10 protein-coding genes and 1 pseudogene are annotated in these 11,816 nt (G+C 57.9%); 5 read left to right on the top strand and 6 right to left on the bottom strand.

Going from position 1 to position 11,816, the window contains the following annotated elements; translation table 11 throughout:
- Nucleotides 1-117: 117 nt before the first annotated feature.
- The gene (locus tag ASF61_RS08585) at nt 118-2,763 is read left to right on the top strand and encodes a hypothetical protein (protein WP_156369502.1); all 2,646 of its coding nucleotides are present in this window, start codon (nt 118-120) and stop codon (nt 2,761-2,763) included.
- Between the two features lie 124 nt (nt 2,764-2,887).
- Nucleotides 2,888-3,457, top strand: a complete 570-nt coding sequence (locus tag ASF61_RS08590; RefSeq protein WP_056153989.1) for a hypothetical protein — start codon at nt 2,888-2,890, stop codon at nt 3,455-3,457.
- A gap of 242 nt (nt 3,458-3,699) precedes the next feature.
- Here the strand turns inward: ASF61_RS08590 and ASF61_RS08595 are convergent, their stop codons facing one another.
- Genes ASF61_RS08595 through ASF61_RS08615 form a run of 5 tightly spaced genes read right to left on the bottom strand, consistent with a single transcriptional unit; the run spans nt 3,700 to nt 8,324 of the window.
- Nucleotides 3,700-3,984 carry a hypothetical protein gene (locus ASF61_RS08595; protein WP_056153992.1) on the bottom strand — a complete coding sequence of 95 codons (285 nt, stop codon included), beginning with the start codon at nt 3,982-3,984 and terminating at the stop codon, nt 3,700-3,702.
- Complete coding sequence (locus tag ASF61_RS08600) at nt 3,981-5,015, bottom strand: CCA tRNA nucleotidyltransferase (protein ID WP_056153995.1); 1,035 nt, start codon at nt 5,013-5,015, stop codon at nt 3,981-3,983. Before ASF61_RS08600 ends, ASF61_RS08595 begins: the two co-directional genes overlap by 4 nt.
- Nucleotides 5,008-6,003, bottom strand: a complete 996-nt coding sequence (locus ASF61_RS08605; protein ID WP_056153997.1) for a Fic family protein — start codon at nt 6,001-6,003, stop codon at nt 5,008-5,010. Before ASF61_RS08605 ends, ASF61_RS08600 begins: the two co-directional genes overlap by 8 nt.
- A complete protein-coding gene (locus tag ASF61_RS08610; protein WP_082491369.1) occupies nt 6,000-7,766 on the bottom strand; it encodes a transglutaminase family protein in 1,767 nt (588 codons plus the stop codon). The genes ASF61_RS08605 and ASF61_RS08610 overlap by 4 nt, the downstream gene beginning before the upstream one ends.
- Before the next feature lie 54 nt (nt 7,767-7,820).
- Nucleotides 7,821-8,324, bottom strand: a complete 504-nt coding sequence (locus ASF61_RS08615) for a hypothetical protein (RefSeq protein ID WP_056154005.1) — start codon at nt 8,322-8,324, stop codon at nt 7,821-7,823.
- A 276-nt stretch (nt 8,325-8,600) separates the two neighbouring features.
- On the opposite strand from ASF61_RS08615, the pseudogene ASF61_RS08620 reads away from it, so the two are divergent.
- Both ASF61_RS08620 and ASF61_RS08625 read left to right on the top strand, forming a co-directional pair.
- A pseudogene (locus ASF61_RS08620) lies at nt 8,601-9,332 on the top strand (IS3 family transposase); the annotation flags it as partial.
- Nucleotides 9,333-9,371: 39 nt separating this feature from the next.
- The gene (locus tag ASF61_RS08625; RefSeq protein ID WP_056154009.1) at nt 9,372-10,169 is read left to right on the top strand and encodes a helicase-related protein; all 798 of its coding nucleotides are present in this window, start codon (nt 9,372-9,374) and stop codon (nt 10,167-10,169) included.
- 192 nt (nt 10,170-10,361) lie between these two features.
- On the opposite strand, the gene ASF61_RS08630 is transcribed toward ASF61_RS08625, so the two are convergent.
- Nucleotides 10,362-10,817 carry a hypothetical protein gene (locus ASF61_RS08630; RefSeq protein ID WP_156369503.1) on the bottom strand — a complete coding sequence of 152 codons (456 nt, stop codon included), beginning with the start codon at nt 10,815-10,817 and terminating at the stop codon, nt 10,362-10,364.
- A gap of 286 nt (nt 10,818-11,103) precedes the next feature.
- Between ASF61_RS08630 and ASF61_RS08635 the strand changes: the two genes are divergently transcribed.
- On the top strand, nt 11,104-11,700 hold the full coding sequence (locus ASF61_RS08635; RefSeq protein WP_056154016.1) for a hemerythrin domain-containing protein: 597 nt from the start codon (nt 11,104-11,106) through the stop codon (nt 11,698-11,700).
- Nucleotides 11,701-11,816: the final 116 nt, after the last annotated feature.

Here is an 11,816-nt window from a genome sequence, read left to right on the forward strand (position 1 = left end):
AACCGGATCGGGAGCAAATCCAATGCATCACGTGTGCATCGATGCATTAATTGGTGCAATATTTTGTTGGATGCAGTACTGTTCGAGCCGTTAATACGCCACTTTTGAAAATGCCCCATGGCAAAGCCGAAATCTCACCCGGGTCCAGTGCGCAAGGCCCACGGATATCCTGTATTCAACTCTTACGAGCGTATCGCGCAGGAGTTGATCAGAAATTATCCAAGCACCTATTCTTCAAACCAGGCACGAAGTCTGGCTGCAAAAATAGGCGACTTGGATCGGGGAAAACGAACTTGGTGGATAAACCATCCAGAAAGTTCTGTCGGACTGGCGGAGCTGCTGCAGGTCTCCCTGGAAGATCTCGGGCTGTACGAGCAGGCATCGAGGAGCCATATGTTCGCCCTCGATGCTTTCCTATTGCCTCCGCTGGACTTGAAACAAGGCAGGCCGTGGCAGCTGGCGACTGCAGAGTTGGATTTATCGCAGCGGGATCCTGGAGCGCTGAGCATTCCCACGCTTGAGCACTGGCTCGAGCCTGCTGGATGGACACAGCGCCCGCCCTATGATCTCGAATGGCTGTATGTCGAAGACGACCTGGAACGCGAAATACTGTCCAGGTCGTTGGCGACAGTCGCCCATTTCGAGGTTGTGTACGCAGAAACACTGGCTGATGTAGCCAGCCGCCTGCGAATCCAGAAACCGGTTGTCATCTGCGTGCGTGGCGACGGAGGGCATGACGATATGCTGGCATTGGCGCACAGGCCAGAAAATGCAGGTGTGCTGATCATTGCCCCATTTATGTTGCCAACCCGCAAGGCAACAAGTTCTGCTGAATATTTTGGATGGGAGCGGCAGTCGTCGAGCCAGCGGGATCTGAATCTATATGAAATCGAAATGCCCGGGCGATTTGCGCCAGTGAAACGCTGGACATGGACACTTGTTCCGGCCTGGCGCGATCAACTGATCGAGAAGGTGGATGCTCATATCGGTCAGCATGTAGGCGACAGCCTGTTTTCAGCACAGCGCATCACTACTTGGCTAAAGGCCTTCGATCCGAGGGGCATATGGTTTTCTACCACCACAGACGTGCTGCACCTTTGCCAGATGTGCCACCACAGCGGCACAAAAATGCCTGCGGCGAGCCACTCCGATGCTGTCAACGAGTTTGCTGAGTCGCTACTGCGGACAGAAACGCTTTCCTTCGGCAGTGAATTAGCACAGTTGGCTAAACTTCGCTGGCAGCGCGACGATCTGGTATGGAAAGGCGCTTTGCCGCTGAAAACTTGGCTTGCGCTCACGGCGTCGGGTAGTTTCACACTGTTCAATTCAGAGAATCCGAAGCACCTCTGTGCTAGTGGCTTATTGAAACAGGAAAGGATGGGGCAATTTGAGTTTCAGCACCGTGCCCTCGCCAACCTCGCCGTACGCGACTATTTGATACACCAAATAACGAAAGAAGCGCTGGACAGCTGGGCACTGGCCTGCTTTGAGGAGCAGCGCAGGTCAATGGTTGACGCCGCGCTAGATGCCATCTCAATCGTCGAGCTCATTAATGTCGCTGAGAAATTACATCTTGTCACTCAAGATTGTGCTACGAAGATTGGTGCCTCCGAAGCGATATTCATGGCCATAGCGCGAAGAATTGCGAGAGGCGACACGTTTGGTCCTGAATATATCGCCGCACTGACGTCACTCGCAAAATGTGTGCTGGGGCGCCTGGACTTTACACAGGGGGATTGGTTTTTACCCAGTCCATGGTCAAGACCATCGTCATCGCCAGATGAACAAATCGAATGGATCACCGCGTGCTGGTCCTGGAGCCTGTTGCCGGAGCTACGAATGGACGTCTCGGCGGAATGGCTCTTTCCCGGCTGGTGCGAGTCTTTGGGCGAGGCACCGCTATGGCTAGAACACCTCTGGCCGCAATCGAGTCGCAACCAGCTGCCACCTGCCTGGACAAACTTCTTTTCGGTTGTCGATGAACTGGTAAAGGATTTGAGCCATCCTGTTTTGAATGCTCCGCGCCTCTTGAGCATCGCACTGCTTGGAAAAGCAGCGCGCGGCGCCTGGTGCGCTGAACCCTCATGGTGGCTATTTCTCAATGGTTCTGCACGCGAATCATGGGTGTCAAAAAATTTATTAGAACGTATTAGCGTCAATAACTCGGAGGGCGCGGCGACGTTATGGCCGTCCTTTTTGCTGTTCGAGCGTACGAGTTCGGATCAGTTTGTGCGCTTTTCGCCAGTACGCCGATGGCTGCTGGGACAGCTTAATCCCAGCAATGGACTGAACTCCCTGACAAATCAAGATCTTCTCTACCTGGCAGCAATACCGGAAACCCTGCCGCCGGCATTTCGGGCGCCGCTGCTCTCGTTGGTGATGCCACTTGTATCGGAAATGGCGCTGTTGAACGAAGAGCAGTTCCTGGAGCGTTTCGGGCCGAGCGCTGCTCCATGCCTTCTTGACTACCTGGAAAGCGGCGTGATGGTTGACGCCGCAATCAGTTTCTTGTGGGATTGGGATCCGGAAGCCGCCATAGCATTGCTACGCAAAGAAACGCCTCTTAGTACAACGACGCTCGGCGCCGTGGTTTTAGCCTGTCCTGCAAACCACCTGGGGGTGGCGATTGATTTGCTCTGGAACGACCCAGCGGTGCTCGATGCATCAACGCGGATTGATTGGGCGAGAGGGCACTTGAGTAAGTCTGGAATTCATTCACAGCAATTAATTGAAATCATCGCCAATATCCCCTCAGCGACTTGATGACCGCACCGAGCATCGTCAGGGCCACATAGGGCGTCAAATATTTCAGGCGTGGCGGGAGTGCGCAAGGCTCTGTTTCCATTAATGTGCTCTGATACGCCAATCGGCGATTGAGGGATGAGCCATGGGCAACTGGAATGAAGCGATTATTGACGAGGCAGTGACCACCGAGGGGCAGGCTCGTGAACTTGCGGCGGTCATTGTGGCGTGGTTGGCGGAAGAGCAGATCATCGAGGACAGGCAGTGCGACTGCTGTCTTGGGGACGGGGCCTGCTATCCACCTGGAAGACGCTTTATGCAGGCGTGCGGCGGCAGTGAAAATGACGCCTCCAACGGGAACTATGCGGACTTCTCGCGGGATGCGGTCAATGGCATGCGGGTAGTCGCGAGCCGATGGGCCATTGTCAATATGCAGGGCGGGTTCGGTCCGGTCCCGTGTCCCGCATGCGCAGCTCCAATGCCCATCGATGACCTGTACGCTGCAGGCAATCTGTGGATCGAGCAAGTAAGCGATACCATGACCTGTAGCAATTGCGAGCAGGCCAGTATTTTGCCGAAATGGCCGCACCCGGACATCAGGTTTGTTGCCCTGGCGTTTGAGTTCTGGAACTGGTCGCCGCTGTCCGAAGAGTTTGTCGCAGAGATCGGAAAAAGGCTGGGACATAGCGTCACCACCATGATTGGAAAGGCGTAGCACGTGCACACTGTCACTATATGCATCAGTTTGCGTCAGGCATATTCACGCAGCGTTACCGAGGTACTGTATCAACCACGCGCCATTGTTAATCACCCGCGACGTTAGTTCAATTTTGGTGCCGCCTGGAGTCGGTTGGGCGCGCCAGTCGATTCCGCTCCATCAAAAAGTCAGCGTGGTGGGATCCTCGACCCTGTCAGGGAGAGTTGACTCGATTGCACCTGAAAGTGTGGATTGTCGTCTCAGCGGCGCAAGGAGTTGCGGGACTCGGCGCCGGTTTTTTTCGCCTTCAGCCTCGGCAGAATGAGCCCGGCCGCTAGGCCGAAAGGTCCGGAAACCATCAGCAAGGTTTGCCAGCGCAGGAAAGCATAGTACTCGGCTTCGGTATGCTGCCGGTGAGTCTTGCCGGTATAGGTGCCGTTATTGCCCGGCTTGATGGGTGCGTCGGGATACGTGGCGATACCATAGGCGAAAATCAGTAGGAACCAGGCGAGGACGGCCATCAGAAGGAAGCGAACTATTTTCATGAGGTTGCCCCTTCATTTCGGGCTGCCGCCAGGCACCGTGCATCCGCACCGAGTACCCCTTCATTCCCATCCCGCAATGCATCGCCATGCAACTGCATCAAAAGAAGATTGCGGCAGCCGCCATCGTGTTTGTTCAGCAGGTGTCGCAGCAATCCACTTTGGGCGTCAATTAATTCGTCCACTGCAGCGTGGCAAGCCCAAGATGAACTGCGATCCAGGTTCGCCATTTTCGCACCCAGGGAAGGCCATAGCAATACTGCGATTAAGTAAGCGGGCGTATGCGGGCCATCCCTGCCGCCAAGCGCTGCACGCAAGAACGCATGGTGCTCCGGTGGCAAGAACGCGCCCAGCTGGCCGGCTTGGTCAAGCCACCGCCACGCCGACGATGGCCGAAACTGGCCCATGCGAATGAGCTCCCTGGCAGCGCGCCAGCACGATTCGGCGTCCCAACGCAGCTCGCTCTGACGCATTGACGCAAGCAAGTGCGGATCGATATCGAAGCCCAGCTTTGCCGCCAGCCTGGCAGCACGCAGCATCCGGATAGGATCGAATGCCAAACTGGCGCAGGCGTCGCCCACGCAGCTTAACCGGAAGGCGTCAAGGTCGGCCAAGCCGCCGTACGGATCGTGGACTTTGCCTGCCAGCGGATCCCAATACAAAGCATTGACCCGGAAGTCCCGTGTTGAAGCATCGGCCGCCAGCCGGCCAATCAGTGTGTTGGATCCGTCAATAGCCACGCTGGCAAGTGTACTGACTTCGAGACTGATTCCGCCGTCGCGCACTACCGCCAATTGGTGACGGTGGCCGATGATGCTCACGCGGTCGAACAACTGAAATAGCTGGATGGGCATGGCATCTGTCACCATATCCAGATCTTGGACTGGCATCCCACAGAGCAAATCCCGAATGCAGCCGCCGGTAATATACGCGTGGAAGCCGTTGGCACGCAGACGTATCAGCACCGGCTGCACCCTCTTGAACAACTCTGCGGCGGTCGCCATTGACGACAGGCGTCTGGAATGGTCATCCATGCAGCGTTTCCGGTTTGAGATGGCTTCGAATTTGCGAGAGCAACGGTCCAAAATGGCCACGAGCGGCGCAGCGCATTGCATAGTAAAACGCAGCGACTCCTATCTGGTCCCAGTAAATTTTTAAGTCGTGCCTGTGTAGCATGGCCGACACCAGCGCCAGCGCCACGCGACGATTACCGTTGAGGAAAGGATGTATCGTCAGGAAGTCGGTGAGAACCCTGGCTGCGAAAGGCAGTAGCCCTTCGGGTACGAGCGCCGGTCCGCGTGCCACTGCTACGAGCAGTGCATCGAGCAATCGCGGAACGTCTGCCGCATCGACGAACACGCTGTACTGTCTTATGTTCAACGTTCGCAGACAGCCGAAAAATGCCGGATGCGCAGGAGCCATCGATTCGTGACAAGCCAGCACGGCGGCGGTCGTCAGTTCAACGGGAACATTCGGCTCGCGTTCTTCAATGCAAGCGGCAGCATAACGTTTGGACATTGTACCAATAGCGTCCATATCCAGATCGGCGGGACTGTGCGGACGGTAATCGACCAGCCATAATCGCGGTGGCCGTGCTCGCGGACGGGCCCAGCGCCGGCGGTCGCTGACTTCGAGCAGATAGCTGACAGCACCGGCTGGCAAGGCCTGCCATGGGGGGATAGGGGGCGAGCACGGATCGAACAATATAGCAACTCCGCTGGCACGGGCCACCGCCAGCATTGCGCGACCGTCCGCCCAGCAAAGCAGCAAGATACTGTCGTCAGGGAGCGACTGCTGGTGAAGCGGCTGTGCCAGCTGCTGCAGGCTAAGACCCAACTGGCGGCAGGCGAACTGCAAACCGGCGCCACTGCCCGGCGTCATTGGCGCAAGGCCGAGCACATTGATCAGACGTCCGCGAAAGCCCCTCCAGCGCATAAACGTGAGCAGGCAGGCCAGGACTATGGTATCGGTGCCCCGTGCTTCGATATCCGCAATTCGCTGGCTTTGCGTAGCGGCGGTCATGGCCAGGAGTACCGTATTTGGGTGGCGATATCGTCTGCAACGCGTCGTGCGAAGCGCTGGTAGCGTATATAGTCGCCGGCATCGCACGCTGCTTTTTTGCTGGTGCTGGTAAACCGACGACTGATCGTGACCCGGTTTCCTTGTTGCGTATAGCTCGACTGATAGGCAAGTTCTGCCGCCTGAATATCTACTGCGTCAGGCATGGTCGCCTTGCTACCAGTTGGCATAACGAGCGTATAGCGTTCCACGATGGTGCGCGGCGGGCACAGGAATCCGTTAGCACGCCGCGCGGCCTGGAAGCCAAGCGACATGCCGCCCAAGGTAGACCGTTTGCCAAAAAACGGATTGAACGCGATAGCTACCCGGTGATCGGCCGACGCTAGCTGCGATGAAAAATTCATGGTGAAATTCATACGATCGACGTCACCGTCAAAACGCATCGTACCGCGAGGTGCGCGCAAGCCACGCGCGACCAGCGACTTCTCAAGTAAGGCCCCCAGGTCTTGCCCTTGCATCGCATCGCGCACCAATATCGTCTCCAGCGCACTTTCACCTTCGCTGACTGTGCGCGAGCTAACCACCATGCTACCTTGGTCGAGGCGATACGCGGCGTCAGTCACGCTGCTGTCGTCAGCGGTGAGCGGTGTACGCGCCTGCTTGCCGTCGCGGTCCAACCACAGCACCGGCTTGTCTTGGCGGTTCAGAGGGAGACGGTCGAAGCGGGCATACTTGTCCGTGGCATCGACATACAGATCGAATGCGGGCAGATAAGTGATGACGTGATTGAAGTCGGCCACCACGGGCGTGGTCGACAGCTGATACTGGCTTTCGGTGTTGATGAGCACCATGATGCTTTCGATGCCCTGCGCCTTGAGCAGCGCCTGGAACAGAACGACATGATCCTTGCAGTCACCGTGGCCGCTTGCCAGTATGGCTGGCAGCGAACGCGGCGTGATGCCGTTGGCATCCATGGCCTGTGCGTCGTAAGCGATATGTTGTTGGACCCACTGATACGTGGCGCGCGCAGCCGCGCGTGGGTTATCGGCTCGAGCGGCGATTCGCTCGGCGATCTGGCCCAGCACATCGCTATGGACAACGGCTTTGGCGAATTCACCCTCGATTAGCGCTGCCAGCGCAGTGTAATTCTTGAAGGTCGATACACGCACGGTGGGCATTGTCGCTTCGCGGTTGGCGACATTGTCTTCTTCAGGCAGCGCCGTATCGTTCCTGACCACGTAGGAATAGGTCCGCCCGGCCGCAGTAGTCTGGATTGTTTGCTGTTCGAATCCTGAAGCGCTCACTTTAATTGTGCTGCCCTTGGGAACGTGCACATTGACGCGGCCTTCGCCGAATATCTGGTGGCGGCGCAGCTCGTAATGCAGCGATTGCTGCCCTTGCGGCAGCAATTGGGGATGATGAATATTGATCGCGTAATCGACGATATCCCCGGGCTTGAGAGCGGCCAGCACCTGTCCCAAGGCAGGTCCTGCCGGTATCTCGGTAGCATCTGCGCCATCGCGGTGAGGTAAGATGCGTATCCGTTGAATCGTCACCAGCTTGCTTTGCGCCGCGAGCAAACCTCGTATCTCTTGGCCATCGGAGGCATCGGCTACGGCATGGGTCCGTTGCAACAATTCGTCGTAGCCACCACCCGCAAGGATGGTCAGGTCCACCTGAACCCGCTCCTGCGACGCGAGGGTAGCCGCTTGCGTTGGCAGCCACGGCAGAAATTGCATTGCAATGATGAGAAAAATTCGTTTCATATAAAGGCATAAAACGAGGAGCGGCGCCACCCCTCGTCAAGTCAGCAAACAGGATTATCGTGCGTATTGATGAATACCGACCGCGTGGTTCGAGTAATTGACCGCATCATGGATCACGTTCTTGAACTGATCCGATAACGGGACCGGATTGCTGTTCAGCGGCACTGTGTACGAAACGCTCGCCCCAGCGCCGCCGGGAGGGCTGACGGTAGGCTGCACGGAATCGAAGTTCGTCGCCGCACCGGCGCCGTTGGGCAGGTTGACGGAACCACCAAAGCCGGACAGCCAGTCTTTAGGATCCTGTCCCGACGGCGTAGTGCCGGTGGTGATGATCTTTCCCGGGTTGCCGACCACGATGGAAACCAGCGTATCGCCCTTGTCGGTGACAGTCACCGAGCCGCCTACACCGACCGCCGTCACGCCTCCCACGGTGGTGTATTTACCGCCGGCCTCGTTGCTGCTGCTGCTGCCGCTGCTGCTGCTATCGCCCGAGTCCGCATAGCTGCCGCCATCGTCATAGCTGCTGTAGTCGTCATCTTCATAAGAGGAAAGGCTCATTTTCAACTCGCTTTCAAACACTGCCGAAATTCCGGTCGGCAGCTTCCGGTCAATGGGACATCCCATTCGATGCTGGAAAGTGGTTCATCGCGGCGACAGCGCATTGGTGCTATAAGCTGATAGCCGAGCTGCTGAAAAAGCGCGTCGCTGCGCCAGCCAGCCATTCAAGGAGATTGCCTGCAACCTCATGCCAGCGCTCCCGCTTGCTGCGAGAAAAGATGGTTGTATAAGCCGCAGCTGTCGATGAGCATCTGGTGCGGCCCTTGCTCTGCGATGCTGGCCATCAAGGCGGCCCACGTGCAGGCCCGTGAAACCTACGGGCCTTTGCGCCTGCAGCCGGAGCTCGTCGCCCAGGGATTCGACACCGGCCGTGATCGCATCGTTCGGCTGCGGCGCGAGCTTGGCCTGCGCTGCAAACAAAAGCGAAAGTTCAAGGCCACGACAAACTCGAACCATAGCTTCCCGGTGGCGCCGAACCTGTTGGAACAGACCTTCGCCCCGACGCGCCCGAACGAAGCCTGGGTGAGCGACATTACCTACGTCGCCACCGATGAAGGATGGCTCTATCTGGCCGGCATCAAGGACGTCTTCACATGCGAGATGGTGGGCTATGCGCTTGGGCCGAGGATGACGCAGGAGCTCACGGCGCAAGCGTTGTGGCGGGCCGTTCGAGGAAAGCGGCCGGCGCCAGGGCTGATTCTGCACTCGGACCGTGGCAGCCAATATTGCGCCGACGACTATCGCAAACTGGTCGCGCAGTTCGGCATGCAGGCATCGATGTCGCGCAAGAGGAACTGCTACGACAACGCGCCGATGGAGAGCTTCTGGGGCAGCTTGAAAAACGAGATGATTCATCATCAAAGGTACGCCACACGGGCCAACGCCGAAGCGGCAATCAAGGAGTACATCGAGATCTTCTACAACCGCCAGCGGCGCCACTCACGCCTTGGCTACGTATCGCCGGCGTCGTTCGCTGAAAATTTCAGGAAACAGGTGCTGGCTGCTTGAAACGGATGTGTCCACTATTGACAGTACACCTCAGTCATCGTGTTCTGCGAGTTCAGGGACTTGCAGCGCACGCTCCAGCGATCCATCGCTGATCGATTTGGATTCACGCCGGACGTGATCAACGGCGACACGTCGGCGGACTCGGCCAATGCGAACAATCGCCAGAAGCGTATCAGGGCTTTCCAAGAGAAGCCTGGATTTGGCGTGATCGTCCTGTCGCCACTGGCCGTGGGATTTGGCGTGAACATCCAGGCGGCCAACCACGTCATCCATTTCACGCGCACATGGAATCCGGCCAAGGAGGACCAAGCCACGGATCGGGCCTATCGCATCGGCCAAGAGCGAGATGTCCATGTCTACTATCCGGTCGTCGTCGCCCACGATTTTCTCACGTTCGACGCCAAGCTCGACAAGCTGCTGGACAAGAAGCGCGAGCTGTCGGCTGACATGCTCAATGGCGCCGGGGATGTGAGCCCCGCCGACTTCGGCGATTTGGAGGCTCCCGACGGCGGCAACGCGTTTAGCAACGAGCCTTTGACTACCGACGACATGGGATCGCTTGATGGCGACGCTTTCGAAGCCTTCTGCGCGCTCTTGTGGAGCAAAATGGGTTACTCGCGGACCATCAAGACTAAGCGCGTTGGCGATGGCGGCATTGACGTGGTGGCCATCAAGCGCAACGAGGGCGCTTTGATACAGTGCAAGAGCTCGGTAGTTGAGAACAAGGAGCTTGGCTGGGAGGGCGTCAAAGACGTGTCCGCCGGTTCGGCAGACAGCATGCTGACCAAAATTGCCCTCAGCTCGCCGCGGACGAGGAATTCGTCCATCGTCTCCTGATGCTTGGGATTGTTCGAGAAATGGATCTGAAGGGCGGCAACGGCCAAGCGTACCGCAACCTCGGCCCAGGACATTTCAATCGTGGCCAGCGGTTCCAGTTCAGTGTCCGTCGGTCCGGTTGGGACTGGCGTAGGCGGTATAAATCCGGCCAGTGCCTTGAACTTCTCGAGATTCAGCCCCTGGTTTTTTACATCAGGCATCGGCCAGTTCCGCTGCAGGCAGGAGTTCGTCCTCGTAGCCACATGCCAGAAGCTCGGGCGGTACACCGGTTTCTTGTGCAGTTTCTTCCCAGGTGGTCAGCCGGCCCCACGAGGCTTGGCCTTGATCGAAGGATACTTCCATCAGGCTGTATCGATTACCCAGAATGCCCAGTCCGGCCGGGTAGTGTTCAAACCAGCGCACGTTCGCATCTCCCGGAATCACTTCGTGCATCTGCTCGGTAATATCCTCGATTGCGTTGGTGATGGATACGCCACGGTGGTCAGGGCGTTGACTCAGGACGACAACAAAGACGTTGCCTTTCCAGACGATGGTGACGTCGCAGATGACCACCCCGCTCCAGGCGCGAAACCGGGCGCCAGGAGAGCGGACGACAGTGTAGTCGCCCACAACCTGTTGAGTCGGCTGAATTGGGATAGCAGCATTCACGGTTCGCTCCGGACATCGAATTCTCGATATGCCATTTTAGTAGCCTTGCGCGTGCGGGGCAATGCGGCCCCGGAGGGGACGTCACACCAATCGTCCGAGCAAGAATGTGGCTTCTCCAGCTGTTCACTCATGCGCTCCTGTCCCAAGAGTATGGCCCCTACACGATACTGCTCACTTCTCCTACATGGGGTCGTACACGAGCCATCCATCATGGAGGTTCAGCCGCACGGCAAGCCGGTGCTGCGGCGCTGCACCCCTTGACACGTATTCTTCAGGAGGCTTACCCATGTTTTCCCTTGCGAAACTCAGCCCCACCGTTACCGACATGATCCGCTTCGATCACTCGCATGTCTTCGTTACCTTTCACCAGTTCACCCATGACAAAAGCCCGACAGTGAAGAAGGCGTTGAGCGAGACGATCTGTTCTGCGCTGGAGATACACGCAACGCTGGAGGAAGAGATTTTCTATCCGGTCATGCGGACCGTCGATGCCGCCGACCCCGTGCTGGAAAAGGCGCCGGATGAGCACGCCGACATGAAACGGCTGATCCGCGAGCTGCGCGCCATCCCGGGACACGATGACCGCCACGACCGTGTCTTGCTGGAGCTGATGCGCGAAGTCATACACCATGTCGCGGACGAGGAAACCGTGGTGCTGCCTGCCGCCGAGCGCCGGCTGTCGAAAGAGCGTCTCAACCAGCTTGGTGTGGAGATGAACAAGCGACGAGTGGAACTGCTGGCGCCCCAGGCAGGCAAGGTTGCCATCAGCCATGCCGTCGGCTTTTCCGGCAGCACGACCGCCTGGGTGCTCGGTGCGGTCGGGGCGATCGGTGCGGTGCTGGCATTGGCTACCGCGGGGCGCAGGACGGCGGCGCAACATTGAGTGTAGGGAGCAGGGCAGGGTGTCGTGGTGCCGCTGTCGACCAGGCGATCTACAGCAGAGGGCGCTTTTTGCAGATGCCGTGGCGCTTTCCCGACCGAATTGACAATGTCGAGCAG

The sequence above is a fragment of the Duganella sp. Leaf126 genome, assembly GCF_001423125.1.
Classification (GTDB): domain Bacteria; phylum Pseudomonadota; class Gammaproteobacteria; order Burkholderiales; family Burkholderiaceae_D; genus Rugamonas.